This is a genomic window from Acaryochloris sp. IP29b_bin.148, assembly GCF_028285565.1.
Lineage (GTDB): Bacteria > Cyanobacteriota > Cyanobacteriia > Thermosynechococcales > Thermosynechococcaceae > Acaryochloris.
Genome location: NZ_JANQOY010000111.1, coordinates 1 through 25,709, shown reverse-complemented (window position 1 = coordinate 25,709; position 25,709 = coordinate 1). Strand labels below are relative to the sequence as shown.

General features: G+C 49.4%; 23 protein-coding genes. 11 read left to right on the top strand and 12 right to left on the bottom strand.

Translation table 11 applies throughout. The features are described 5' to 3' along the window. Positions 1-137: 137 nt before the first annotated feature. The 4 genes from thiS to Q0986_RS10410 form a co-directional block, all read right to left on the bottom strand. Positions 138-341, bottom strand: a complete 204-nt coding sequence (gene thiS / locus Q0986_RS10425) for a sulfur carrier protein ThiS (RefSeq protein WP_299409415.1) — start codon at positions 339-341, stop codon at positions 138-140. A 136-nt stretch (positions 342-477) separates the two neighbouring features. Further along, complete coding sequence (locus tag Q0986_RS10420) at positions 478-1,536, bottom strand: thiamine phosphate synthase (protein ID WP_299409411.1); 1,059 nt, start codon at positions 1,534-1,536, stop codon at positions 478-480. 83 nt (positions 1,537-1,619) lie between these two features. Continuing rightward, entirely contained in the window at positions 1,620-2,207 is a 588-nt protein-coding gene (locus Q0986_RS10415; protein WP_299409408.1) for a hypothetical protein, read from the bottom strand. Positions 2,208-2,235: 28 nt separating this feature from the next. Beyond that, entirely contained in the window at positions 2,236-2,688 is a 453-nt protein-coding gene (locus Q0986_RS10410) for a hypothetical protein (protein ID WP_299409405.1), read from the bottom strand. A gap of 491 nt (positions 2,689-3,179) precedes the next feature. Between Q0986_RS10410 and Q0986_RS10405 the strand changes: the two genes are divergently transcribed. Then, entirely contained in the window at positions 3,180-4,856 is a 1,677-nt protein-coding gene (locus tag Q0986_RS10405; protein WP_299409402.1) for a DUF3747 domain-containing protein, read from the top strand. A 33-nt stretch (positions 4,857-4,889) separates the two neighbouring features. Here the strand turns inward: Q0986_RS10405 and ttcA are convergent, their stop codons facing one another. Beyond that, the gene (gene ttcA / locus Q0986_RS10400; protein WP_299409398.1) at positions 4,890-5,690 is read right to left on the bottom strand and encodes a tRNA 2-thiocytidine(32) synthetase TtcA; all 801 of its coding nucleotides are present in this window, start codon (positions 5,688-5,690) and stop codon (positions 4,890-4,892) included. Positions 5,691-5,734: 44 nt separating this feature from the next. Here ttcA and Q0986_RS10395 point away from each other — a divergent pair, with 44 nt between their 5' ends. Further along, a complete protein-coding gene (locus tag Q0986_RS10395) occupies positions 5,735-6,340 on the top strand; it encodes a hypothetical protein (protein ID WP_299409394.1) in 606 nt (201 codons plus the stop codon). A 173-nt stretch (positions 6,341-6,513) separates the two neighbouring features. Then, entirely contained in the window at positions 6,514-9,717 is a 3,204-nt protein-coding gene (locus Q0986_RS10390; RefSeq protein WP_299409391.1) for a HEAT repeat domain-containing protein, read from the top strand. An 84-nt stretch (positions 9,718-9,801) separates the two neighbouring features. Here the strand turns inward: Q0986_RS10390 and Q0986_RS10385 are convergent, their stop codons facing one another. Next, positions 9,802-11,088, bottom strand: a complete 1,287-nt coding sequence (locus Q0986_RS10385) for an FAD/NAD(P)-binding oxidoreductase (RefSeq protein WP_299409388.1) — start codon at positions 11,086-11,088, stop codon at positions 9,802-9,804. Between the two features lie 300 nt (positions 11,089-11,388). Between Q0986_RS10385 and Q0986_RS10380 the strand changes: the two genes are divergently transcribed. The 4 genes from Q0986_RS10380 (at position 11,389) to ubiG (ending at position 13,934) form a co-directional block, all read left to right on the top strand. Next, a complete protein-coding gene (locus tag Q0986_RS10380; RefSeq protein WP_299409385.1) occupies positions 11,389-11,799 on the top strand; it encodes a hypothetical protein in 411 nt (136 codons plus the stop codon). 265 nt (positions 11,800-12,064) lie between these two features. Then, positions 12,065-12,220, top strand: coding sequence for a high light inducible protein (locus Q0986_RS10375; RefSeq protein ID WP_299409382.1), 156 nt, complete (start codon positions 12,065-12,067; stop codon positions 12,218-12,220). 221 nt (positions 12,221-12,441) lie between these two features. Then, positions 12,442-13,143, top strand: coding sequence for a DUF547 domain-containing protein (locus Q0986_RS10370; RefSeq protein ID WP_299409379.1), 702 nt, complete (start codon positions 12,442-12,444; stop codon positions 13,141-13,143). 56 nt (positions 13,144-13,199) lie between these two features. Continuing rightward, positions 13,200-13,934: a bifunctional 2-polyprenyl-6-hydroxyphenol methylase/3-demethylubiquinol 3-O-methyltransferase UbiG gene (gene ubiG, locus Q0986_RS10365; RefSeq protein ID WP_299409376.1), complete on the top strand. Its 735-nt coding sequence runs from the start codon at positions 13,200-13,202 to the stop codon at positions 13,932-13,934. Positions 13,935-14,022: 88 nt separating this feature from the next. On the opposite strand, the gene Q0986_RS10360 is transcribed toward ubiG, so the two are convergent. Both Q0986_RS10360 and Q0986_RS10355 read right to left on the bottom strand, forming a co-directional pair. Then, positions 14,023-14,796, bottom strand: coding sequence for a nucleoside phosphorylase (locus tag Q0986_RS10360; RefSeq protein WP_299409373.1), 774 nt, complete (start codon positions 14,794-14,796; stop codon positions 14,023-14,025). 256 nt (positions 14,797-15,052) lie between these two features. Then, on the bottom strand, positions 15,053-15,550 hold the full coding sequence (locus Q0986_RS10355) for a DUF4112 domain-containing protein (protein WP_299409370.1): 498 nt from the start codon (positions 15,548-15,550) through the stop codon (positions 15,053-15,055). A gap of 157 nt (positions 15,551-15,707) precedes the next feature. Here Q0986_RS10355 and Q0986_RS10350 point away from each other — a divergent pair, with 157 nt between their 5' ends. Further along, entirely contained in the window at positions 15,708-16,184 is a 477-nt protein-coding gene (locus Q0986_RS10350) for a hypothetical protein (RefSeq protein ID WP_299409367.1), read from the top strand. 126 nt (positions 16,185-16,310) lie between these two features. On the opposite strand, the gene Q0986_RS10345 is transcribed toward Q0986_RS10350, so the two are convergent. The 4 genes from Q0986_RS10345 to Q0986_RS10330 form a co-directional block, all read right to left on the bottom strand. Continuing rightward, positions 16,311-17,231: a lactate dehydrogenase gene (locus Q0986_RS10345; RefSeq protein ID WP_299409364.1), complete on the bottom strand. Its 921-nt coding sequence runs from the start codon at positions 17,229-17,231 to the stop codon at positions 16,311-16,313. Between the two features lie 183 nt (positions 17,232-17,414). Further along, positions 17,415-22,349 (bottom strand): DUF4132 domain-containing protein, encoded by a 4,935-nt coding sequence (locus tag Q0986_RS10340; RefSeq protein WP_299409360.1) that lies wholly within the window; start codon positions 22,347-22,349, stop codon positions 17,415-17,417. A 1-nt stretch (position 22,350) separates the two neighbouring features. Beyond that, positions 22,351-22,782, bottom strand: coding sequence for a hypothetical protein (locus Q0986_RS10335; RefSeq protein WP_299409357.1), 432 nt, complete (start codon positions 22,780-22,782; stop codon positions 22,351-22,353). A gap of 95 nt (positions 22,783-22,877) precedes the next feature. Beyond that, positions 22,878-23,081, bottom strand: coding sequence for a hypothetical protein (locus Q0986_RS10330; protein ID WP_299409354.1), 204 nt, complete (start codon positions 23,079-23,081; stop codon positions 22,878-22,880). Between the two features lie 116 nt (positions 23,082-23,197). On the opposite strand from Q0986_RS10330, the gene recA reads away from it, so the two are divergent. From recA to Q0986_RS10315, 3 genes are all read left to right on the top strand, one after another. Next, on the top strand, positions 23,198-24,256 hold the full coding sequence (gene recA / locus Q0986_RS10325; RefSeq protein WP_299409351.1) for a recombinase RecA: 1,059 nt from the start codon (positions 23,198-23,200) through the stop codon (positions 24,254-24,256). A gap of 76 nt (positions 24,257-24,332) precedes the next feature. Further along, entirely contained in the window at positions 24,333-24,713 is a 381-nt protein-coding gene (locus Q0986_RS10320) for a VOC family protein (protein ID WP_366918562.1), read from the top strand. Between the two features lie 462 nt (positions 24,714-25,175). Next, positions 25,176-25,709: VOC family protein (locus Q0986_RS10315; protein ID WP_299409346.1), on the top strand; the 534-nt coding region annotated here is incomplete at its 3' end.

Sequence of the window (25,709 nt, the reverse complement as noted above, 5' to 3'; positions counted from 1 at the left end):
ACCTAGGGAGAACATTGACAAATGACCAAATCCTCTGATAGAGCTGCGCAGCTAATACTCAAGCTGATGTAGCAATCTCCTCAAACCACGTTCCAACTCATCATCGTAGTTGCAAACTACGATGGGGTGAAGTCGCGTTAGCCACCGCCCACAATCGTTACGATCTCTAAACGATCTCCCCTCTGCAGGTAGGTTGTTTGCCAAAACTGTCGATGCAGAATTTCGCCATTGTATTCTACCGCTACGAGGCGAGGATTGAGGTTTAACTGTACCAGAAAATCTGGTAATAGCATGCTAGATGGGCAGGTTTGTCGTTCGCCATTGACCTGGATGTCAATCATGTTTAAATCGAGAAATCATGAACAAAGGCTAGCCGATACGGTGGAGCCTGTCTCTATATTAGGTTCAAGATCAAACCTCAATGTTGACCCTGGAACCGCGCAGCCGATCCATCGCGTAGCTGATCCATCGGTGGGGCTAGCGACTCTCAACATTGATCGATTCGGACGAAGCGGGTGGAGCGGGAAACTGTTGCAGCATTTGCTGAACCCTCTGTGTCGGCGATGGGGCATTCATAATCGCCCTCACGACAGCTACCCGTTGGGCACCCGCAGCCAAGACCTCTCCTAAGTTCGTTTCATCAATACCACCGATCGCATAGTAAGGCATCGGCGCATGTTGATTGGCATAGCGAATGTAGTCATGGCCGACAGCAGCTTTACCTACTTTAGTGGGCGTTTCATAAATCGGTCCAACGCCAATATAATCCGCTTGTTCTTGAATGGCACGCTCCATTTCCTGAGGATTGGTGGTTGAGCGTCCCACTAACTTGCCAAGGCCTAACATTTGACGAGCAACTGCCATGGTCATATCCTGCTGCCCCAGATGCACCCCATCAGCGTCCACAGCCACGGCAATATCAATCCGATCATTGACAATAAACAGCGCCTGATACTGGTGACAGAGCTGGCATAACTGCTGGGCAATCGCCAAACGCTGATCGTCATTGGCCTGCTTTTCCCGGTATTGGACGAGCTTGAGGCCACCCTGAAGCGCGGCTTCAACGACCGAGACCAGCTGTTCGCTGGGGGACGTGACTAAATAGAGAGGCGCATCTAGGAGCTGTTGTAATCGATGATGGGGTTGTAATTGCGTGTCGAGGATATAGACCTGATAGCGCATCTGCTTACAGGCTGCTGCCATCTGGGTATCGTAAATCTTGCTATATTCTTCCAGGACTCGCAGTGCTTCTTGCACCCGACAGAGATTGGCTTGCACCACTGTTGGCACATCAGTCCGAGTCGCTTCTTGGGGATGGGTAAGATGTGTTCCCGGATCATGGGCAGTATCCCGAGCCCGCCGCAGCATTGGATGATGCCAACTCGCTAACTCCTGACGAAGTTGTTTGCACTGGGCACTCAGTTGCGCATTTTCGAGACCCAACCGACACCATTCTTCAACCACCCGCAATCCTTCACGGGCTCGATCCAGATTGGCATCCAAGATCCGATACAGCGTCGACGTTGTATGCGTCATGAGTCAAAGAATACCAGTAGCCAACAGGTTCTATCCTATCAAGCGTATGGGTTATGTCTGAACGGCAGTGAAACAATTAAGCCTTATTGAGGGTCTTTTGTTGAACTAATTTTCTCAATTTGATCTGAAAAATGTCCAGGCAATAAATCAATACCTAAGGCAGATTTCAAGAGATAAAGACCTAGTAATAAGAAAGCAGAGATAAACAGATTGATGGCAATAATAAGAATAGAAGCTGCAATTATATTGCCGACTTTAGTAATACCGTGAACCGGGTAGCTCCGTCGATCTTTGCGAACATCTTTACCCACTAAGATAACAACATAGAACCGCGAGACAATTAGATCAATGATGAACCGAATATCAATCAGCTTTGAACGCGATTTCTGCTCAGAGAAAATCTGATTATTCGTTCGTTGATTCTGAGTCGATTGAGGCTCAATTGGTCTTGAACGAGACTGATCACTGATCACTTGGTTAATTAGGGTTTGAATGGCTTGAGTTTGCGCTGTATCTAAACTCGTTAAAATAGCAGGCTCTAACTCATGAAGATAGTTTCTTGGGTGTGAAGGACCTGACGAATTGTCCAGACGTTGAGCAGTAATATCTGAGGAAGATTGCTCTCCGGGTACAGGAAGATTTTCAGCATCCGATGAAGATGATTTCGCCAATCGTATATCTCTCCTATTTAAGGTGACTTTAAGGGGATGTGGTTAGACTCGAGAGTAGCTCTAGGTATAAAAACCGTCCTATCCCTAGGCCCATATAGGTGATGACCACTAGTCGAGTAAAGGCAAATTTTCGCGGCCAATGCAGGGCCTGCTGAGCAAACGCCAACAGCAGGACGACTGCGATCGCAAATATCCACACCCCTACTAATGAGATTGCCCAAGTGGGGCCTTTCCAAGTCATTAATAACGGCGTTGCGAACGTGTAGGCCGCAATCCAAACCACAGAGACAACCCAAAGCATGGCAACGGCAATTCCGCCCGACCCTGCCCAAGCGATGTAGAGAATCAATCCTAGAGTCCAAATCCACATTAGGGCCGGGGCTGCATAGGCAGACAGCACCCAGCCCACAGCTATATAGGCACTCCATAGTCCTAGAAGATAGCCCCAAGTCCAGATCTTGGAGCGGACAGATTTATTCATGGTTGTAGGCTTTAGTCCAGGACGACCGATTAGGTCTCAACCCGCTCATTCATATTCCCTATCGAGACCAATCGCAAATGAATTTATCTTGTCTTATTTTTGACTAAAAATAAATTTTAATCTCCCGCGCTTGATGCCACTAGAGCAATGATTCACTTCCTTAGATTAGCGCGCTCAATCATAGTATCAAAATGGCGTCCTATGGACACTGATTGTGCTCAATAGGACGCCACCGGCTGAATATATTTTTGCAAAGTTTTGAGTGATCATTGGCCAGTTCTATTTAAAAATAATTCACCAAATTAAGTTTTGTTTCAATTTTAGGCCTGGCCTAAAAATAGGATAGAATTTTGCACCACCTCTTATTTTTTTATCGGGTTGTTTGGCAGATTTACGACTCAGCAAATCTGCATTCAACTCACAGATTTTGCATGAATTTTTATAGTTTATCTCGATAACAGAATCCACTCACAACTCAGCAGGGAAGACTTATGAAATATGATTGGCGTCAGGTCACAATTGCGATCGCAAGTATGTGTTTTAGCCTGCTGATTCCATCGACTGCTCAGGCCTATAACTTTGGTGAACAAGCGGTGGACCAAAGCAAATTTATTGCGATCGCAGTGCCGTTTTCCGGCGGCAAACACTATAACCTGATTATTTTGGAGCAGATTTCCGCCTCTAAATCCTGCTGGCAGGACAAAGCCGATCAGCCAGGTGTCATTGATCCGCTACTCCTCCAATTCGATTTCACCGGCATTTGTGGCCGCAGCACCGATAGCAACGGCTATTCCATTCGCCAAGCAGGGCGGGACCTAGCTCTGGACTATCGTCTATCGATTGTGAGACAGAAGGGACGCCTGGTCCTGATGGGATATCCCTTAAAAAATCCTCAGGCTCCCCAATTGAAGATTGGCCAAACGCAAACCCATGCAGCAGGATTCTTAAAAATTGAGCTAGAACCGGGGTGGCGGTTTGCCAAGCGCACCTATAACGGCAAAACCCTAGGGCATATCTACTTCACGCGCGATCAAGTCCCCACCGCCGAGATAGACACCACTGCCAAAGCACCCGCTGATACCGTCACTCCCCTGCCAGTCACGGACCGTTCACCAGATGCGATCGCAGAAGCCCCCGCTGACGCAGGACCGCCGCCCCAGGCCAGCGACCCACCCGAATCAGCCGCGACGCCTTTACCCCCCTTACAACCCCTGTCGGATCAGGCTCCTGACGCGCTTCCCCCCAGCCCGTCCCGCACCAAAGATGCCGTACCTCTCCCGCAGCCTAAACGTGTTACGCCTCCATCTAAACCGCACGATCAGCACGATCGAGACGAATTGACCAATCTGATTACTGCCCCCATTGAAATCCCGGTCCCGATGCCCCGTCCATCGCATCGTTCTATCCCACCCACAAATCCTGCACAGGCCCGCCGTACACTGGATGGGAGTCCAACCAGTGTGAGTCCATCCGGTGCAAGTCCATCCGGTGCGAGTACAGCTCCCTCATCCGCAACCGATTCAGAATTGCCCGTACTCAGTGGCGAAAGTCCACCCCCACCTCTGCCGATGTCTCCCCCGATGTCTCCCCAATCCAAGCGATACCACTCTCCGACTCAGCAGCCCCTCCGCCAAGGAGGGACTCAAGAAGGAGGTTCTCAAGTCAGGCTGGCCGCTCAACCCCCGTCAACTCAAGGACGATGGTCCCGTCCCATTCAAATTCCCGTTCCCCTTCCTCAACGTCCCACCTCGCCTACCCCCGCTTTAGACACAGCGCCCTCCACCCCTAGCGCTCAGCCCCCCGCGAGCGGTATTCTGCCTGTACCTCAAGGGGATGCGCCTTTAGGTCGTTTTAGTCCGGCTCCAGATATCTATGTGGCCAGTCAGGATAGTAGCCGAGCCAGTCAGTTAGCCGCCGTTGCCAAGACCGGAAATCCCCCGCCCCCTCCCCTGGATGCCCAATCTCGGCATCGTTATCGAGTCCTCGTTCAGGTGGCGAATACCACCCATTACAAAAAAATTAAAACGCTGGTCCCCGATGCCTTTCGGTCCAAGTACAAAGGGAAATCCGTCTTGCAGGTGGGAGCCTATGAAACGCCCACCGAAGCCAATGATCGTTTGGATATGCTCAGTCTAGAAGGCATTAAAGGGATTCTCGATATTCGCTAGCGATGCTCTTGGATCACTGGTTTGAGCCACCCCTTAGGAATCGACAGTTAAGCTGGCAAAATCAAACAGCTGAGCATCAGCCAATTGGGATAACTCTACATGTTGCAAACTCCGAAAGATCGTTTCTAGCCGTCCCGGTGTCGCTTGCTCCCAGGCTTGTAACATCTGCTTGACTTGAACCCGCTGCAGGGTTTCTTGAGAACCACAGAGGGTACAGGGAATAATTGGGAACTGACGAAGATCGGCATATCGTTGAATATCCGCTTCGGGGCAATAGGCCAAAGGCCGAATAACAATGTGTTGGCGATTGTCACTCAATAATTTAGGCGGCATGGCCTCTAATTTTCCGGCATGAAATAGATTGAGAAATAGGGTTTCGATCATATCTTCGCGATGATGGCCCAAGGCAATTTTGGTGGCCTTTTCTTCTTGAGCCACTCGATATAAAATCCCCCGCCGCAATCGCGAACACAGACCACAGAGGGTTTTGCCCTCAGGAATCACTCGCTTCACCGTGCTGTAAGTATCCTCTTCTACAATTCGGTAGGGAACTTGGCGCTGTTCTAGATAGGTGGGTAAAACGGTTTGCGGAAAGTTGGGCTGTTTTTGATCGAGATTCACGGCTAGAATCTCAAACTCAATGGGGGCATGACGCTGTAGACACAACAATATATCCAGCAAGGTGTAGGAGTCTTTGCCGCCTGACAGACAGACCATGATCCGATCGCCTGCTTCAATCATGTTGTAGTCTCGAATCGCCTTGCCGACTAACCCTCGTAGCCGAGCCTGCATTTTTTTAAGCTGTTTGGCGGGATGAAGCGGAGTGGACGTCATACAAGTAAAGGGCAAGCTGTAGAATTGCAGAAAATGATACTGACATGCTCTCTTATCTTACTGACTGGCTCGAAAAAGGATTTATTGGGTTTAGTCGAGCGGCTTCCTATCTTTTATATCTAGTGCCACTGCGTTTGTGGCAATTTAAACACCAGCATCCACAGACCAACATACTGGTCTCAGGAGTCACCAAAGCGCGAAAGGTAGCGGCAAACTCACCCGTTCAGTATGACCTTAAATGGATTAGGGCTAGACGAGGCATGCTGGTTTTGACTGCAACCGATCTAGTCTGCGGGAATTGGACGATTCCCCTAGAAACGATTCGTGAGGCCATCCTGCTCGACCTCACGGGGGGATACGTGCTTAAGGTCTTTACTTCGACGGGAGAACAGTATCAATTTGGGTTGAACAAGAATGCGGATTGGAAAACTCAATCGGTGCTGCCGCTTACCCACCAAAAAGGCAGCATCGAATATTCGACCCAGAGTTTGATCCTCCGGGGAATCGCATTGATGGGCCTGATCGGGTATCTCTATCAGGGACTCTCAACCGCAAATCTGGCAAAAATCTTATTGGCACTGATGGGCACGGCCTGGATCGGTATCCCTCTTATCCTGCGCATTGCCCAAAAGGTCCAACCAAAGGGCTGATCTACAATGATGTTCCTAGGGTATAGGTTGCTCTATGGAAAAGATTGATTTCCATAGAGACTCACACAGGCGAAGATCGCTCAATACATTAGTGGTCTGTGGCCAGCCAACCTAGCCTTGATGATTCTGGTCAAAGGAGACAAGAAGGTACCGAACAGGTCATACTGCTGTCTATGGTCAATTTAGTTCAGCTCTCTTCAGGTTCGTCCCCGTGGAAATTGGGAAGATTGGCGCAGCTTTTGCTGTTGGCCGTGGTGGTGCTGACCTATAGCGTCATTGAGATGGCGGTGGCCAACTCCTTATTTCTGACCCATGCAGGTGCAGATGGCTTACCCCTCGCCTTTATTCTGATTGGCTTATTTTCCATTCCCTCCTATGCCTTGTTTTCACAGGTGGTGGATCAATATAGTCGCCCCCAATTGTTCCGCTATATGCTGCTGTTGGCGGCCACGATGGCCATCGGAATGCGGTTTGTCTTGGCTGCGCAGGGACTCTATATCTACTATATCGTCCTGATTTTGGTCTTTTTCCAGTGGGACTTTCATAACAATATTCTGTATGCCAGCCTGTTGACCGACTATTTCACAGCCCTGGAATATAAGCGCTATGCCCCCTTTATTGGCATGGCACAAGCCGTTGGGACACTGCTGGGGGGCGGTTTGACCGCCTTGTTATCTCGATTTTTCCCCACCCGTGAGCTGTTACTTGCCTTGCCTGTGGTGTTTGGAATCGCGATCGCACAATTGTTCTTCCTCGAAAACACACAACGCCAGATTGAAACCGTCGGCAAAAAAGACAATGTGGGCATGATCGAAGCCCTGAAAACCTTCCCAGATTTAGTGCAGCGATACCCGCTGATGCTCTTTCTGGCCGCCAGTAGTTTTTTACTGGTGATTATCTACCTATCAGCAGAATTCTTATGGTTTAGCATCTACGCTCAGAATTTTACTGAGGATGCCCTAACAGGTTTTTTGGGGCTGATGCGAGTAAGCGTCAGTATTATTCAAGTGCTGGTTCTCTACTGCTTTACTCGTCCCCTCTTGCACTGGGTCGGTGTGGCTCGGATGAATGTGGTCTACCCCTTAACCACGCTATTTGGGTTGTTTGGGATTGTGGTGCAGACCAGTTTACCGGCTGCGATCGCACTCCATATCAATGGAGATGGCCTCTATAAAAGCATCAATATTCCGGTTCACCAGCTGAATTACAATGCAGTGCCCCGAGAATTTTTAGGTCGGATTCGCACCCTGAGTGACGGCTTTTTCTATGCAGTGGGGTTAACGACGGCGGGAGGACTGTTGTGGATCTGTCATCACAGCTTGAGCTTAAACCAAATTGCCTGGATTGCTATGGGGTTGACGGTGGTGCTGTTTGGTCTGCGCCTGCCCATGGGGCGCTACTATGCCCAGGGCCTCGAAGAAATGATCCGCTCCGATGCCATCAATTTAGATGAACTGGGTGATGTGCAGGCTCAACTGCCACCCCAGTCCAGCGCCGTGATTCGCAATTTGCTCCAGGATAGCGATCGCTATACCCAAATTAAAGGGCTAGAGTTTGCAACTCGCTTGGGACAACCCAGCCAGTTCTACACGGATGTCCAGCCCTTGCTAAAGCAGGAAGATGCTGACTTGCAGCAGGCCCTAGTGCGATTATTCACAGCCTATCCGGATCCAGAAACTATCACCATCTTTGAGCAGGCGCTACACGATCCTTCAGAGCCCATACGTTCCATTGCCTTGGAAATTCTGATCGCCAATCGCTATCCCTTTGCCAAAGAACATTTGCAAACCTTGCTCACTGCTGATAATTCAGTGATTCGCGCCTTAGCGGCGGTAGCAGTTACCCAAGCGGGCGACATGGATGAGGCGATGCAAACCACTTGTGATCAGATTTGGTACTCGGATTGGTCTGAGAGCGCCGGTAAAGCCGTGATTCGAGTGGTGGCCTGTAGCCGAAATCAGGCCCTGGTGCCAGTGCTGACGAATTTACTGATCCAGGACAATCCCTCACTCCAGCAGGAAAGCTTAGCGGTTTTGGCCACCTTGGGGCAGACAGGCGATCAAGATCTCGCTGATATTGCCATTACGGCCTTAGATCATGCGTCCCCCTTAGTGCGAGCGGCGGCCTTAAAGCTGTTGGGCGTGGTCCATATCCCTGACTACGTGGCCCATATCACCGTCGGATTTCAAGACCCCGATCCGAGAGTGCGACAGCAGGCCGCCCAAATTTTGCCTGCGTATGGCAAAGCCGGTCTGTTATTAGCGAAAGAGAGTTTATCGGCCTCTGAACCCGATGTGGTCAATACTGCGATCGCAGCCATTGGTCAGGTCCGAAATCGTCAGGCTGGCAACTTGCTCTATGAGCATCTTGCACCAGCGTTTCAGCAAGTCGCCCAAACTCGCAAATGGCAACAGCAGATTCCGCGCACTGATCCCAATTGGCAACCCTTAGCCCTAGCGATTGAGGACTTCCATAATCGTCTCCTGCAAAAGGTGCTCTATATTTTGGCCTGCTTAGGCCATGATCGCACCGTCAATGCTATCAATCGCATTCTCAGTAGCAATGAACAGCGTGATCTAGCCAATGCCGTAGAAGCCCTAGCATCCTTAAAAAATCGACGGTTTGTGCTGCCCTTACTGCCCATCCTAGAACAGACGGTCAAGCAGACACCGATCAGTGGTCGAAGCTGCGCTGAACCCCAATGGATGCGCGATAAAGGGTATAAATTACTCTTAGAGGCTTTGGAAACGCAAGATCGCTGGATTCGGATTGGGGCTTTAATTGCTTTAGCTAGTGTCCCCTCGGCCTTGGTCAATGATCCAGATCCGCTCGTCAAAACCGTGGCGGAACAGATTTTCCTTTCGGTAGATCCTGATCCCCTACCCACTCATCAATTTATGAAACGTCTCCTGCTCTTAAAAGAAGTTGCACTCTTCAAAAACTTGTCGCTAGATGAATTGGTGCTGATTGACCAAGCGCTAGAACAAGAACATAAGCTAGCTGGAGAAACGATCTTTTCGGAAGGCAGTTGGTGTACCCACTTTTACATCATTGCCGAAGGGAAAGTCCAAATTGTCAAAGATATTGATGCTCAGTCCCGCGATCTGAAGCAGCTATCGGTGGGAGAATATTTTGGCGAAGTTGCGCTCTTTGATGACGCCCCTCACTGGGATGGGGCTGTTGCCCTAGAAGACTGCATGCTACTCAAGCTGGAGAAAAATCGATTTATTAGCTTGATGACCCAGCGCCCCCATATCATTCTGGAAATTTGTCGGTTCCTAAGTCAACGTCTCCGAGAAACCGATAATTATCGCTCTTTAGGGCGCTTGGAGCCGTCACCCTCTCCCCACTTCTCAGAACTACAGTCTAAGGGCTAGTCTGGATGACTCGGTGAACATCAACATTGCTGATGTTGGAGTATGGAACAGACCTATCCTTGCATTGGGTGGACTCCCCTTATTTTAATCAAACATCTGGCTGGGGAGGACACGACGGATGATATCACCTTCATGTTCTTGTCCCTTGAGCATCCGATTCCAGTAGACCCAAGGCAAAACATATCGTTTCAATAACCACATACTCGTGCGCTCTTTGGTCGAATCCACCGGGAAACTGGGATAAGGTTGAGCCTCATAATCAAACTCAGCCAAGATCGTTTTGTCATATCCGGTGATTAATGGGCAACAGCTATAGCCATTGTATTGACCCGTTAGTGGGGCTTGATTCATATGGGCCAGCAAATTCTGTACCAATACCGGGGCTTCTCTACGAACGGCAGCTGCAGTTTTAGAGGTAGGTAATGAGGAGGCATCTCCCAAACTAAAAATATTGGGATACTGATGATGTTGGGTGGTGTACTTATCCACATCAACCCAGCCCCCTGGCCCCTCCACCGATAGCGGACTGTTTTTAATCACATCTGGGGCACTCATGGGGGGTGCCACATGAATCATGTCATAGGGCAAGGCGATCGTTTCTGTCTCCGTGCCTTGACTCACTTCAAAAATGGCAACTTTTTCGTCTGCACGAATTTCCTTGAGATTATGCTTGGTTTTTAGATCAATGCCTTTGCGTTCCACCACCTTCATCAACGCGGGTACAAAGGCATCGACCCCAAAAATCTTTCCGGTTGCGGTGCAATAGCTGATCTGACTTTTTTGCCGGATTCCTTTGCGGCCAAAGGCTTCTTCCGCTAAATACATGATTTTTTGAGGCGCTCCTGCACATTTAATGGGGGTTGCAGGATAGGTAAAAATGGCGTTGCCCCCTTGGAACTGTTGGATGGTTTCCCAGGTATAGGTTGCCCCTCCAATGGCATAGTTGCTACAGACTCCGTCTTTGCCGAGTGCTTCTGGTAACCCTTTGACCAGATTCCAATTGATCTGGATTCCGGGGCAAATCACCAGGTAGTCGTAGGTGATCTGAGTGCCTTGTTGAGTGTGAAGGCGATTCTGCTCGGGTTCGAACTGGGCGACGGCCTCTTGCAGCCAGGTTGCTTCTGGTGGAATCAGTTCGTGCTGGGATTGAACGGTGGCTTCAAAGGGAATACAGCCACCCCCCACCAGGGTCCACCCCGGTTGGTAATAGTGTTTTTCCGAAGGGTCAATAATGAGGATATCGAGGGGCCGCATTTGTTGCAGTAACTGAGCAGCCACCGTGATCCCTGCAGCCCCACCCCCAACAATCACAATTTGATGGGAAATGGACTGTTGACCGGTCGTTTCTACAGCGGTTTGGATCGCCGTCATTGTATTGTGTCTCTGAAATCGACATTGCAGTCATTATCTGGGATAAAGTCTGCTGAGGCGTTAGAGCTACTTATTGTTTTCCATATTTCTGCTGAGGTCGAAGCCTGGTTGAGTCTATGTTTCTGATATATTCGAGGACAGCAGCCTGACTATTTGTTCTCCATTGAACATCAGAAGCCTTGATTGGGGTGGGCAATACCTAGGTCATTTTCTTGCCAAAAAATTACAGTCCGATGTAACGCAGTCAGAGTGGTCGGTTTGCGGCTATCTGCCCCCTTCAACCATCGTCGAGCATAGCGAATGATGAACTATTCAGCAGATGAGATTTATCGAGCAGCCCGAGCCATTCAGCCTTATCTTGCAGATCTTGTGAATGCTCCCAGTGCTCAGCGGTTGGAGAGGAAGCTAGAAGGATTACTATCCGAGTCTGCCCTTAAGCAAGGGAGTGATAGGGAACTCTCCCAACTATTATCTGAACATGAATCGACCCAAGACTGGATACGGTTATATCTAGAAGAAAGCTATCCGGCTGAAGACATTCTTAAAGCGCTCAGAATTTATTACCCACTTCCAGGGATTGAACGTTCTGTCGAAAGTCCACGGTATGTCTGCCCAGTCGAAAAATGTAATCAGGATTGGTATCGCCAAAATCGAGATGCAGAAATTCCGGTTTGTCCCGTTCATGGCATAAAGCTCATAATCGATAGCTAGACGATGGGGGCTTGAATTAACGCTGGATGTAAGACATGGGTCCCCCGTGTTGCTCAAAAGCGCTGGTTGGTTTCAGTCACATAAAAGCCATTTAGAAAATTTTGTGGAGTGTGAGCACCCCCCATGCTCAAGGGTTTTAAGGCTTGATCCAGTGCGATCAAAGCCTTTAGGAAGGGTTGAGCCAAAAAAAAGTTCGAGAAGGGTTGACAAAACTTTACATTATGTTACATTATTTTATACAAGCATTTTTTACGGAGTCAAACACATGAGTAATAAGAATCCAGTCTGGGGTTTCAACAGCTATGCAGAGACTTTCAGCGGTCGCCTAGCGATGTATGGATTTTTCGTCGCTTTAGTCACTGAAGTGCTAACCGGAAAAGGAATCCTAGGCCAGCTTTCTGCTTGGTTCTTCGTTAATTAATTTTTATTGGCGTTGGACTGCCGCTAATAGTCTTTTATTCCTTCTTCCTTGTAATTAGGCCCCGGTTTTGAGCTGGGGCCTTTTTGTTCCTGTGCTGGTAGTGTGGGTGCGATCGCATCCTCCACACCCACAATCATTTGAGCGCACCGACAATGTCCTCACAACAGCCCGCTGAATTTTTCACTGCTGCTAACCCCACTAAACGAAGATACCCTTAGCCCATGACCCAACTCAATTTGGCCACCTGGGACAACCTGCTGCGGAAGTATGTCAATGACCAAGGCCAGGTCGCCTATGGTCTCTGGAAACAGGACTCCCTCCCAGCACTTGAACAGTGGCTAACGAATGTGAGGAACGTAGATCTGCAGGGACTAGACAAACAACAGGCAACCACCTTTCTCCTAAATCTATACAACGCTCTAACCATCCGACAGGTGCTCTACCAGTACCCCATCGACTCCATTCGACCTCAGGTTTTCGGTATTCCCAACTGGCTCACTTTTCTAAGGTTCTTCACCCGAACACTCTATACCCTAAATGGCCAATCCCTTAGCCTCAATACTATTGAGCACAAGATTCTCCGCCAGAAATATCCCGAGCCACGCATGCACTTTGCCTTAGTTTGTGCTTCAGTTGGCTGTCCGCTATTACGAGCAGAAGCCTATATGCCAGACAGGCTGACCGCTCAACTAGAAGACGACTGTCAACGGTTTATCAACAACCCAGACAAGGTTCGTTACGACGCTGCCAGTCAAACCCTTTACTGCAGCAAGATTTTCAAATGGTATAAAACTGATTTCCTCACCGTGGCGGACGCCATTCCAACCTATATTGGCCGCTATTTCAAGGACCCGCTTCCCCCCGCTGTGACCCTGGTTTATCTACCCTATAGTTGGGCGCTCAATCAATACCCGTCTTCATAACGGTGCCCGGCTGGGTTCAAGATCGCATACGATTAAGAACCTGAGCGACAGAGAGTATGGAGCGCAACAACCTCGCCTTTTACGACCAACAGGCTGACGAGTGGTGGGACAAGACCGCAACCATTTTCCCCCTGAGTAAGCTGAATCCCCTGCGGTTTCAGTATTTCGATCTCTTTATCCAGGATTGGCAGGGACTTAAAGTCTTAGATGTGGGCTGTGGGGGTGGATATACCTGTGAATTTTTGGCTCAGCGGGGAGCAACGGTGACTGGAATAGATCCGTCTGCCGCCTGCATTGAAGCGGCGCAAAGTCATGCAGAGAACATGGGGTTGACCATTGACTACCATGTTGGCATGGGAGAAACCCTAACCTTCGGAAATGATCGCTTTGATGTTGTCGTTTGTGTGGATGTGTTGGAACATGTCCAGAGTGTTGCCGCTACCGTGGCAGAGATTAGCAGAGTCATAGGTCCAGGCGGGCTATTCTGCTTTGATACCATCAACCGTACTTGGCAGTCTCGCTGGCTAATGATCTGGCTGCTAGAAGATGTGCTGCGGCAAATTCCTCGGGGGATTCATAACTGGCATCAGTTTGTCCCCCCAGAAGAACTACAGCAACAGTTGGAGCAGGTTGGATTTTCGCAAGTCACCCTCCAGGGATTTGATCTATTTGGCCGAACGCCCCTCGCCCAAATATCCAACTTAGTTCACTTTCTAAGGACGGGGGAGTTTCGGGTTCAATTTGATGACAACACCGGAGTTATGTACATTGGTACGGCTCAGATGAGTTAGACATAATGCGTTGATTGGCAGATGATTGCTGGAATGTTCGAGAGAAGTTGAAGGTTGGGGTAGGGGCGTTAGTTTTACATTCCCGATCTTATTCACAGTTCTGGACAGCTAGAATCGCAACTTTAATTGCGCTATCAATTGCCAAATCTTTATGGTCCAGGTCTATCTGTTCATGCCGTGTTCTCTGAACTAAGACACCACATACACAAGCCGCAGCAAAATGATAGACGCCCGCCATTTTGAATAAGGTGCCTGCTTCCATTTCGTAGTTGAGGATGTTTAATGCTCGATATTCCTCTGTGATGTTTTGCAGGGAGCGCAGCAGGGTTGGATTGGCAGAATCGGTTCGTTCTTGGCCTTCATAGAACGTATCTACCGATGCCGTAATCCCCAGATGATGGGTGAGTCCTAGTTCGTGGGCGGCTTGAACTAAGGCGACGGTCAAAAATGGATCAGCAGAAGCCGGATATTCGACAGGTGCAATATCGTTGGCAGCTCCTTGGCGACAGAGTGCGGCCTGAGAAATCACGATACTGCCAACTTTGACAGGGTCTTGGATGGAACCGCAGGTGCCGATACGAATAATTTTCTTAATCCCAACTTGGACTAGTTCGTTAACAACAATACTGAGGGAAGGGGCACCCATGCCGCTAGTAGCAGATAAGATGGGACGTCCGTTGGGTAAGACACCTTGATAGCTATGTAAGCCCCGATTTTCTGACAGAGGTTGTACATCTCCTAAATATTGTTCGGCAATTTGAAAGGCCCGTTGAGGGTCACCCGACAACAAAGCGATAGTTGGGGGATTAGCACCCAGATCATCTTGGCTAAAACCGATATGGTACGGAGTGTGATTAGCCATAGTATGAATGTCTTAACTCCCAAGTTTTACTAATCTCCATTTGAACCAAATGTACTGGGGAAATCAACAGGATAGCCACAGTCATAAGTTGAAGAACATCGCAGAAAGAAGGATCTTTCTGGGGTAGGGGTTTTATTCAGAGTGTGATGCGATGGTCTCCGACCGGCCTATGTCTTGGGGACAGCAAGCAACGGCCATCGCAGACTCCGATCCCTGACGATACCAAGTCTTAGACATTGCACAGAAAGACTTACGCCTAAAGCTGAAAAATAGTTTTGATCAACAGCAATGTCAAAAACGCACATCCTAAAACAATGAGAATAGTCAGTAGGGTAATTCCCAATACAAAGAGAGGGTGTCCTTTCTTAGGGGTAGATGACACAGTGAGGTGTTGATCCACTAAAGCCATATTGCGGGTGTTGGCTTTCCAGGTAAAGTCTAGGAAGTCACCTATCCCTGGCACAATCCCCACTAAAGAATCCAGCAGAATATTCACCACCATTTGCCCAACCACCTCCTTGGGGATGCCCATCTGAGCGGCTTGGTAGACAATATAGGCCCCAACCGCACCGCCAACGACATCACCACTCCCCCCGGCAATGCCCAGCAAGCCCAAGATCGGGTCTAGTCCAAAACGGAGTTTGGTACCCGGAATAGAGATGGAGTTATCTAGCACAAAGGCTAGACGATGAAGCCGCTGGACTTTATCTGCCATTGGCTGTGATGCGGAATTTAGGGATTTAGAGTCGGACATGTTGCTCGCTTGCTTAGCTGCTTCATCAATGCATTTGTTGTGATCGAGACTGCACGGTTCATTGCCATATTCCTGCCTGGAGACCGCATGTGTTTCCCTAATTTATACTTTTTCTAGTAAAATAGTACATATATACCATAAATGGAATTGAATCGGTATGGTGCAGTACACCCTAAAAGAAGACCCTGAAGCAGTGATCAAGATTCCAGGTAAAGATTCCAAAAAGGCTCGTGAAAAAGCCATGAATCAACTGATGGACTTGATGGATAGTGGAGAACTTAAAACCTCTCTCAATCAAGGCTTTAGCCCCAATGACTTTATTGAAGTCCAGACGACGGTCTCGGCTCAGCCGTCTCCCCAAAAAGATGAAGTTGCCCAAGCGGTGCAAATTTTAAATCTCCTCGCCTCTCTCAAATTGAAGATGCAGGAGCTGCAACGCCAGGCTTTGGAAACTCGGGCAATTGTCGATTTACTATTCTCGGATAAACCCATTTCAGAAGAAGATGTTTTGCAGTTGAAAGAAGGGTTTAAGGTGCTGAAAAAATTTGCTCAAGCCAATATTCAATATCGGGAAACCCGGATGCAAGCTAAATCAGCAAGGGCTACTTTAGACCGGGCGTTGCAATCAAAGTAAAAGCTGGATAGCCACTGTATACTTTACCTCCGTCATTCTTTGTCTGCTGGAAAGTTGACTGGCCGTTGTTATAGAGAAACTGATTTACCCATAAATGAGTCGATATGTTCAATCTTCTACTGAAGGTTAATAACACGCTTGGATTTGTTGTTTAACCTGATGAGCGCACTTTTGAAAGGCCAGGATTTCTTCGGCATTGAGTTGGGTTTTTATCCGACGATGCACCCCGTCTCGGCCCACGATACAAGGAACACTAAGACAACAATCCGATACATCACAATACCCATCAATCAAAACACTTACGGGTAGGGTATGTCGCAAATCCTCGACGATGCTGGACACGATCATCTCTACGGCCAAAGCTACGGTGTAGTTGGTATAGCCTTTGGCTTGGAAGATGGTCCACGCTGATCGCTTGGCATCTTCGACCATCTGCTGTCTTAAGGGATTAGCATCGATCAATTCTCCCCCAATCATGGCGGAACTGAGGGCGGCAAACTGGCTGTCTCCATGCTCTCCCAGAATATAGGCGTTGATATCAGAGGAATGGATGCCCAACTGGGCGGATAACAGATCCCGAAATCGGGCGGAGTCTATCAACGTGCCAGTGCCGATCACACGTTGCCAAGGATTGAGAGGGTTGTGCTGCCGGATAATTTGCAGAATTTCATAGGTGAGGGCGTCAACAGGGTTGCTGATATTGATAAAGATGGCATTCGGACTGTGTTGGAGAAGAGGCGGGATTAAGGTGTTCATGATCTGAATGTTCTTCGCCAGCAGGGCACTGCGGGCCTGCATCTGCTTGGGCATGGGAGCACTGGCAGCAATGACGATAATGTCGGACCCAGCGGTGTCCTCAAGATCGCCATCCCGAACCATTAGCCGATAGGGCGTCAGTGCGACGGCTTGCTGAATATCAATGGCTTCGGCATGGGCAATCTCTCGGGTGCGGTTATAGAGCACTAACTCAGAGGCTAACCCCTCTTTTGCCAGGACAAAGCTGATGGTTGAACCCACTTTGCCAATACCGATAACAGAAATTTTCATATCTCAATCCTGCTGTGGATACAAACTGTAGTTCACGGGTTAATTGCTTTGGGTTATTTTGCCTCAGTTGCAATAGAACCTACTGGTATCAGCGATGGATGACCCATACTTCCAGTATGGCTAAATCAATATTTCCCTGCTCAGGGTAAAACATCTTGAGACATTAACTGGAGAGGGGAGTCATTAAAGTATCTGCTCTAGAATTGTTGGGTCTTTAATCTCATAATCTTTAGCCAGCATAATGGCCTTGGAGATCACCTCTGCTGTTTTCGGATCATTATCAGCAAAGGGCAAAAACAGTCGCCCCCGATGTTGACTGTGAACGGGCACCACACAAATTGCGCCACCGGGTTGACGATGCACCATTGCACTGCCCAGATGGATGCTATAGCTACCTATCTTTCCTTCGATTAAAGCGTGAGACTTTTGCAGTTGAATATTATTGAGCTGAAGCAGGCGACTCGTTTCTTGAAGCAAAGAGGCTCTCATTTCTACCGTCGAAGCACTGGCTTCTGGATCGACGCCGCCCTGGTGGGCCACGCTGACGACTAGATCCAGATCTCGCATCACTTCACTAAAAAGACGGGAAGGTACGGCGGATAATTCCAGGGGCTTGTAGGTGGTGCGATCGCAAAAGCAAATCTGATCCAGGGTAAATCCTTCTACCTCTGTTGGTGTATACCAGCCCTCCTCAAATTCAAGCCAGACCACAATCTGTTGATCATGAAAGGTACGCCGAATCCCTTCCTCTGGGTGGGTGACCCAACCCCGCTTGCCCAGGAGGGCCAAGGACTGCCGAGGGTTGACTTGATGCCCTGCATAACGGCAAGAACCAGGACCCCGGCCTTGTTGTTCCGCCGTAGTCAAAACATAGAGTTCCCGGAAAATCTGCTTAAAGGGTTGGACCAGCCCCGTCTGGAAACAGTATTGCTGCCAGAGATGCCAATCATCCCGTTCGGCTAAATCAACGGGGTGAGCAATGCGTAGCTGCATGGATGCTTTGATGGCCACGGTCTGACCGTCGTGGTTGAATAATCCATCCACTTGGGGCAATCCGGCTACCCCGGTATCACTCTCAATAAACACCAGGCGCTGCAAGACGGGTTTTAACAGGGGATGGGCTAAGAGTTGCTTTAACTCGGTGCCAGTGAACTGATCGCCCCGGCACATGGATTGTTCTAAGGATTGAGTGATGCGACTGGCCTGCTGGGTAATCTCTTTTTTGCGCTGTTGCAGGGCTTTGATCTCTGGATTCTTGCGGAGTTTAGCTGGGACTGATTTGAGGGATTTCCCATTTTTAAGCACCGAAATCTGGGGCTTGCCATCGGGGGTGATACTTAAGCTGACGGTGACTGGATCAATCTCTACGGATACAGCACCAGCGGCCAAATCCTGAATCGCCATTCCTTCCATGGCCCATTCCAGTCGCTGTGGATCGGGATACCCAGCAGTGCGAGCCAAGTTATCCATGCTAATGCGAGCGGCTAGCTTTTCACTGGCTTGGCGCTGGGAGCCAAACTTACGGCTCTCCCGCAGAAATTCTTGGATGATTTGATAGCGTTCCAGGAGGTCTGCGTCTCGCTTTTTCCCCCTGGCTAAAGGCAGTAGACCCAGGGCCCGTACACTATCCTGATGGCGCTTGGTTTGCAGTCGTTTAATCAGGCCAGCTCGATCGGTTACCCCGGTCATGGCCTCGGCAAAGAGTTGTGCCCGCTTATGGCCCCCACCCCCGGAGGTGTACTTGGCGGCTTCATTTAAGGCGGTCCACCGATCCGACTTCATGCCTTTTCGAATCCGCTGAAACCAGGCCACATCCACTGCGCCATCTAGCAAATCCTGGCTAGAGAGGGGCGTCCGTTCGGCAATCTGAGCCGCCCACAGGTTGCGAATATCAGCATCCACCTGCCAAGCCTCGTCTTTGGTATGGGCATGAAACCACCAAACGGCTTCGGCAAACCCTTTCCACCGTAGGGCATGTTCAATGTAATTCACCCATTGGGGGGCATACATGGCCAGCTCCACAAGCTGTTGAGTGGGGATAGAGGCCGCTTTAACGGCCTTGGCAAAGTCCTGGGGCGTTTCATCTTCTTTGGGGAAAGAAACCCGACACAGATGGCTCAATACCGCAGTCCGACTATTACTATCAGAAACCCAACCCCGAACAAATTTTTCATTATCCAGCTTTTGGAGAAGGTTCACCACGGTGGCAATGCCTTCAATGGAACTCAGATTTTTAGCAACTTCAGTGGCTGCTGTGGGCAGTTCGCCTCGGGTAAGTTCGACTTCCAGGATGCGATCGCAACATTGATTCACGATTTGACCGATCTTTGAATTAGCCTGAATGCAGGGATGCGGCTTTCGTTGGGTCACCCGTCGCAGTTCAGAAAACCCCTTAGACCTGGGAGACATGGGGCGTGCACCCATCAAGTAATCGTAGAAATCGGCATCGGTGACCACTCCAGCACCATAAGCTTGGGCAATTTCCTGTAGTTCAGGGCGATAGCGTTGAATAAACCCCTCTTCTTGGGTGGTTTCATACTGGTCGAAAAGATGGCGAATCTCACCTGACTTGGCCCGCCAATGGGGAACACTATCATCGTTAGGCTCATCAATCCAGCGTAGAAGTTGCCATAGGTGCTGAATTTGAGTTTTAGTCCATTGCTGAGGGTAGTCTTGAAAATGGGATCGGGCGATCTGAATCCATGTCAACAGACCTACTATTCTCCATTCATACCGCCTACCTGCAGCCTGTTGATGGATACTAGCCAGGGTTGATTGAGCTGCCGCCAACAGTCCATCCACAACATTTTGGGGAGGGTGAAGATAGATAAACCAGCTTAAAAGATCAGATATCCAAGGAAAGGTGATCTCAGTCGGGGTAAACCATTGCTCCAATAGTTCTAGTTGCCATTGTTGATGGGATGGGCTCCCTCGATTGATCCAAGTATTGTAGTCGTAGGAATAGCGATGTTCTATCGAGTGAGAGGCAATTGCACGAATGATCTCAAAACCATCAGCATCGCGTAGCTGATCGGAACGAGTCTCGAACCACTTTAGCCAAACCGCTGCCAAGGGCAGATTTTTAAGATTTTCTTCCCTTGTTAGCTTTAAGTTTGGGGTTGGGAACCAGTAGAGATTTCCTAATAATTCTTCCTGGGGATAGTCACGATTGAGCACCACCCCCTCAGTTCGATGTTCCTGGATCAATGCATCTAAGGAGGTCAAAAGTTCCTTGGCAGCCTCGGAAATTAAGGGAATGGGATGTTTGGGTTGCATGGGGGATTGGGGATGCGATCGCAACTCCCAAGGCGCTAACCCCAAGGCATCCTCCAAGGTGGGAATATCCTGTTGATCCGCCAACAGCTGATCAAGTAGTTCTTGTTCACTCGCCGTTCGCTTGGGGCGCTGGCTGGCATAGGCTTCAGCGACCGGTTTAACCTGGCCCCGATCCGTTTGCTGAAGCTGGACGAGTAGTTCTAACCCGGCTTTGCGCTGAGAGGCTTTAGACTGATTTAGCAGGCGTTGGGCACTGGCAATGGCGGCATCATTGTCTTGTTTCAATAATAAGGACAGCACACCTCTTCTCAAATCTGCTGCTTTACGATATAGCATCGACTCCAAGGTTTGGGCTTCAGGGGTAGTCGGACAGTAGCGATGAGCGTTAAGAGCACCCATGATTTGCTCCCGGACATAGCTATTGCGATCGCGAATCAGCTCAAACACAACTTCCCGAGCCTGATCATCCCAAGTTTGCTTAATCAGCTGTTTCCCAACTTGAATGCGGCCCCATTCCCCCATCATGGTTCGGTAAGGCATTAACTGTTCAACGGGGCGGTCGCCTAAACTGCGAACTAGGTTATTAGCGACCTCCTGCAGGCTGATGGTGTAATTCATCCATGACCATACCAAGGGCTCAATAGACGTTTCCTTCGCAGAAAAGCGCTTGATAAACGTTTCCAACGCTTCAAAGCCAGCCCTGCATCCCAACGAGAGATAGGACTGAACGGCAACTCGGATATCCACATCGGCAAGGCTGGAGATAAGGGCTTCTCGGGCTTGACCGATATCCAATTGACGGAGTAGATATGCCGCCACAAATCGTTGCTCAACGGTTCCTGTGTTCAAGAGTTCCACGGCAGGTGGAATCGCTAGATCGACATTTTCAAAGGCCAGAGACCAAAGGGTGAGATAAACCCGATTAGGATCATCATTTTGGAGTAACGCGGTTCGCTGGTCAGGGTGTTCTAACACCTGGAGAAGTAGTTCTAAGCTTTCTTGCACCCGGCGCTGGTGCTCCACCTCCCAACCCAGCCCGAACCATACATCCACGGCCCGAATTGTGGCACTAAAGCGGACAAGATTATGCTCTAGGATGACACGGACAATACGCTGAAAGGCTTGAGGATGGGCTTCATCAATAGTTTCTAAAATCGCTTGTCTTAGCCCTTCTTGGCGTTGGGCGGCCACTAGCAGGTTCTCAATCAGCTCCCATCCCTCGGGTCGATTGGCGACTAATAGGGCGCGAGTTACATGCCGACCCATGGCACCAATCTCATGCTCCCCCCGAGCAGAGTCACAGAGAATCTCGAAAATCTGATCGCCTAAGGCATCCCCCCGGTTGATGGCTGCGGCGAACAAGCGCCCTAGAAGATCGGCACTATAGCCCAGATAAGGAGCCCAAGCCGCATACCAGTCCAAGGGCTGTTCATACCCTCGGACTATCCCCAGTAATGACTGAATAAAATTCCGACGGGCAAATTCATGATGTTCAGGATGGTCCGAGCGAAAGGCCCTGCGAGAGTAACCCATCTGATAGGGGAGGGTCGCAATCAAATCGTAAGCTAGCAACACATAGTCGCTAATTTGAGGAAAGAGAACCTCGAAGAGTTGGGACCGCTCAGATTCAGTAAGCTCAATCGCGTCTTGAAAGGGCTGCCAGTAGGGCTCTCGGTTATAGGGATGGTCCCACTCGTAGCTTGAGCCGTTTAGACCCAACATCCTCTGCCCAATATGATTCAATGGGTCCGGCAATGCGGCCAGTTCAGTGGCTCGGCGATCCGTCCATTCTTCAACCCGAAATTTCTTCAGGGATTCCTGCGCAAGTTCACGATTCAGCATGTTATCCCCCGACCAGTGCAACGAGTCGAATAAAGGTTAAGCGGCTATCGAGTTTGAGGTGCACAGTGGCATCTAACTCTTCCTGCTGCACATCATCGAGAAACACGTAGTACAGCCCATCAATAAAGCCCATAATGGCGGTCTCGATCGCCGCCGCCTCATCCACGACTTGCTCAAAGTCGCGATCGCCCATGGTTACTTTGCCCTCAGCCAAGCCCTGATGGATCGCGTCTTTACTGAGGAACTGCTGTAGCTTCTGCTCCGTTTGCCGCGTTTGGAACGCTTGGACTTCCGCCCTCACCACCCAGGTAATCAGGTCACGTAAGGTGAGGGGTGAGTCTTGAAGGGAAGGGGGGATGGGAATGGACCAGTCTGAAAAGATAGGTCGCCGTTTCCCAATGACTTTTCCCTCAACAGTGATACAGAAGGTCATGGTGATTAGGAAGAGAAATGGAACAAATGTACTATATCTAATGAAAGTTAAATTGTCATCAGTGAAAAAAGAGTATTCCCAGGCAATGGGATTGCTCAATCTACTTCTAGGGAATGTTCAACCAGGAACCGCCCTGCTGATAATGCCCCTAAATTACTTTTATAGAACTCACCATCGGTATGAACCTGCTGTTCAGGGGTGATCACCCAACATTGATATCCCCATTCCAATGCATAGGAGACACCCACCAGCCATCCACCGGGAAATCCAACTAAATCGGTTAGGGAGTCTATTGCCATTCAACCCTCCCTATAAGGAAGAAAAAGAAACTTTTTTTGCCCTGTTGACACAAGACTAGTACAAGTATACTATACTAGTCGAACAACCTCAAATTATCCTTTTGGAGATCCCAATCATGGCCACCCATACCGACGCTTCCGAAAAGCAAAAAGCTCTGGATTTGGTGATGAAAAATGTGGAACGCACCTTTGGCAAAGGGGCGATTATGCGTCTTGGGGATGCCACTCGGATGCAGATTGAAACGATTTCTACCGGCGCTTTGACCCTGGATCTAGCCTTGGGGGGCGGCCTGCCTAGAGGGCGAGTGATTGAGATCTATGGTCCTGAAAGTTCGGGCAAAACCACCGTAGCGTTACATGCGATCGCACAAATCCAAAAAAACGGGGGCGTCGCTGCCTTCGTCGATGCTGAACATGCCCTAGACCCGGTTTATGCCGCCGCCCTGGGCGTCGATGTCTCGGAACTCCTGGTTAGCCAGCCCGACTCTGGAGAGATGGCCCTAGAAATTGTCGATCAGCTAGTGCGCTCCAGTGCCGTCGATCTCGTGGTGGTGGATTCCGTCGCTGCCCTGACGCCTCGCGCCGAAATCGAAGGGGATATGGGCGATTCCCATATGGGTCTCCAAGCTCGATTAATGAGTCAGGCCCTCAGAAAAATCACCAGCAATATCTCTAAATCCGGCAGTACCGTAATCTTCCTCAACCAGCTTCGCCAGAAGATTGGCGTCACCTACGGTAGCCCTGAAGTCACCACAGGCGGTAACGCCCTCAAATTCTATGCTTCCGTTCGCCTAGATATCCGCCGCATTCAAACCCTGAAAAAAGGCACGGATATGTTTGGGATTCGGGCCAAAGTCAAAGTCGCCAAGAACAAAGTGGCTCCTCCATTTCGGATTGCCGAATTTGACATTCTGTTCGGCCAAGGCATTTCCACAACAGGATGCCTGGTTGATATGGCCGAAGAAACGGATGTGATCGTTCGCAAAGGGGCTTGGTATAGCTTCGACGGCAACAATATTGGCCAGGGACGAGAAAACACAATTCAGTACTTTATCGATAATCCCGAATTTGCTGAGAATGTTGAGCAACAAGTCCGCCAGAAATTAGAACTAGGGGCTGAAGTCTCTGCTAATTCGATCACAGCGGTGGAAGCCGAGGAAGAAGAGGCCGCATAATCCCGGCTTAATCTCCATCCACTATCATTTCGACGCTTAATTTGTCTGACCTGATTCTTACATTGAGGAATATTCAATGATTGGATATGTGACTTTAGGTACAAACGATATCGTTAAAGCAGCCCAGTTTTATGATTCTCTTTTCGAGGTGCTTGGCGGCAGCAGGTTTATGGAGTTCGAAAGTTTTATTGCCTGGAGTACGGGACCCGATCAGCCCAGCGTCTGTGTAACCAAACCCTTCAATGGCGAGCCTGCCACGATTGGCAATGGCGTCATGATTGCCCTCATGGTGGATAGCAATGACAAAGTAGATAAAGTTTACAAAAAGGCCATTGAATTGGGTGCCCAAGATGAAGGACCAGCCGGGCCAAGAGGCGACATAGAAGGATTCTATGCGGGCTACTTCCGAGATCCAGATGGCAACAAACTCAATGTTTTCCATATGCCTTCGCCCTAAAAGGTTGAAGTAATGATCAATTGGACCTTTTGCATGAATCCTTTTCTGCGGCTATTGCCTTTGCCTATTTCGCGATCCATCACGGGTTGCACTAGCCCCCCCGCCCCCCCAACTTTGGGGGGAGAGCAGCTTTATTTTATTCTGCTGTGTTGTAACAGTTGACCTGAATCAGCTTACCGTTTGTACCTTCCATTAGAGGTCTTACTCACACTCCAGCCTGAAAATTGGTCCATAGATACTAGCAACCATCATCAGATCTTTCAGCACTCTCCCCCCAAAGTTGGGGGGCCGGGGGGGCAATGTAGGGTTGCTATTCGTGCAAGAAGTCTATTGATTGCGGCTGGTCCCAGAGGCAGCACCATTCTGGCTCAATCTGCGACACCAATTATCCGCAATCGCACAACTAAACCACAGTAATTCCGCATACGACTGACTACTGTTTAAAAGCATAAGGAGACAGCCATGGGTTTACAGGATCAAATCGGCAGTTTTTGCTGGTGGAGTTTAATGACGAAGAACGTATCAAAAGCGAATGAGTTTTATCATCAGCTCTTTGATTGGCAGTTGAGTGAAATGGAAATTCCCGGCCATGACAATGCCACGATTTACGCTGCGGGAAACGGTGGATTTGCCAATCCGGTCCCTATCGAAAATGACTTTCCGTTCCCTAGCCACTGGATTGCCTACATCACCGTTGCCAACGTCGATGAAGCCTGTCACCAGGCAGAGAAGTTGGGGGGTAAGGTCAGTGTCCCTACCTTTGAGATTCCATCCGTGGGCCACACTGCCGTGATCAATGATCCGGTTGGCTCCGCCTTTCATGTGTTTACCCCAGAGCAGGACAGTGACGATCTAAATATGATTGGTAATGGTCCTGGAGAGGTTTGCTGGATGGAGCTTCTAGTCGATGATCCAACCGCCGCTTTACCCTTCTACTCTGAACTGTTTGGCTGGCAGTTTTCCGCTCCTATGCCTATGAACGGTGGAGAATATTAC

What these genes read in the sequence shown, in the direction of transcription:
- thiS (WP_299409415.1), bottom strand. Translation starts at nt 341, where the DNA reads ATGATTGACATCCAGGTCAATGGCGAACGACAAACCTGCCCATCTAGC.
- Q0986_RS10420 (WP_299409411.1), bottom strand. Translation starts at nt 1,536, where the DNA reads ATGACGCATACAACGTCGACGCTGTATCGGATCTTGGATGCCAATCTG.
- Q0986_RS10410 (WP_299409405.1), bottom strand. Translation starts at nt 2,688, where the DNA reads ATGAATAAATCTGTCCGCTCCAAGATCTGGACTTGGGGCTATCTTCTA.
- Q0986_RS10405 (WP_299409402.1), top strand. Translation starts at nt 3,180, where the DNA reads ATGAAATATGATTGGCGTCAGGTCACAATTGCGATCGCAAGTATGTGT.
- ttcA (WP_299409398.1), bottom strand. Translation starts at nt 5,690, where the DNA reads ATGACGTCCACTCCGCTTCATCCCGCCAAACAGCTTAAAAAAATGCAG.
- Q0986_RS10395 (WP_299409394.1), top strand. Translation starts at nt 5,735, where the DNA reads ATGCTCTCTTATCTTACTGACTGGCTCGAAAAAGGATTTATTGGGTTT.
- Q0986_RS10390 (WP_299409391.1), top strand. Translation starts at nt 6,514, where the DNA reads ATGGTCAATTTAGTTCAGCTCTCTTCAGGTTCGTCCCCGTGGAAATTG.
- Q0986_RS10385 (WP_299409388.1), bottom strand. Translation starts at nt 11,088, where the DNA reads ATGACGGCGATCCAAACCGCTGTAGAAACGACCGGTCAACAGTCCATT.
- Q0986_RS10380 (WP_299409385.1), top strand. Translation starts at nt 11,389, where the DNA reads ATGATGAACTATTCAGCAGATGAGATTTATCGAGCAGCCCGAGCCATT.
- Q0986_RS10375 (WP_299409382.1), top strand. Translation starts at nt 12,065, where the DNA reads ATGAGTAATAAGAATCCAGTCTGGGGTTTCAACAGCTATGCAGAGACT.
- Q0986_RS10370 (WP_299409379.1), top strand. Translation starts at nt 12,442, where the DNA reads ATGACCCAACTCAATTTGGCCACCTGGGACAACCTGCTGCGGAAGTAT.
- ubiG (WP_299409376.1), top strand. Translation starts at nt 13,200, where the DNA reads ATGGAGCGCAACAACCTCGCCTTTTACGACCAACAGGCTGACGAGTGG.
- Q0986_RS10360 (WP_299409373.1), bottom strand. Translation starts at nt 14,796, where the DNA reads ATGGCTAATCACACTCCGTACCATATCGGTTTTAGCCAAGATGATCTG.
- Q0986_RS10355 (WP_299409370.1), bottom strand. Translation starts at nt 15,550, where the DNA reads ATGTCCGACTCTAAATCCCTAAATTCCGCATCACAGCCAATGGCAGAT.
- Q0986_RS10350 (WP_299409367.1), top strand. Translation starts at nt 15,708, where the DNA reads ATGGTGCAGTACACCCTAAAAGAAGACCCTGAAGCAGTGATCAAGATT.
- Q0986_RS10345 (WP_299409364.1), bottom strand. Translation starts at nt 17,231, where the DNA reads ATGAAAATTTCTGTTATCGGTATTGGCAAAGTGGGTTCAACCATCAGC.
- Q0986_RS10340 (WP_299409360.1), bottom strand. Translation starts at nt 22,349, where the DNA reads ATGCTGAATCGTGAACTTGCGCAGGAATCCCTGAAGAAATTTCGGGTT.
- Q0986_RS10335 (WP_299409357.1), bottom strand. Translation starts at nt 22,782, where the DNA reads ATGACCTTCTGTATCACTGTTGAGGGAAAAGTCATTGGGAAACGGCGA.
- Q0986_RS10330 (WP_299409354.1), bottom strand. Translation starts at nt 23,081, where the DNA reads ATGGCAATAGACTCCCTAACCGATTTAGTTGGATTTCCCGGTGGATGG.
- recA (WP_299409351.1), top strand. Translation starts at nt 23,198, where the DNA reads ATGGCCACCCATACCGACGCTTCCGAAAAGCAAAAAGCTCTGGATTTG.
- Q0986_RS10320 (WP_366918562.1), top strand. Translation starts at nt 24,333, where the DNA reads ATGATTGGATATGTGACTTTAGGTACAAACGATATCGTTAAAGCAGCC.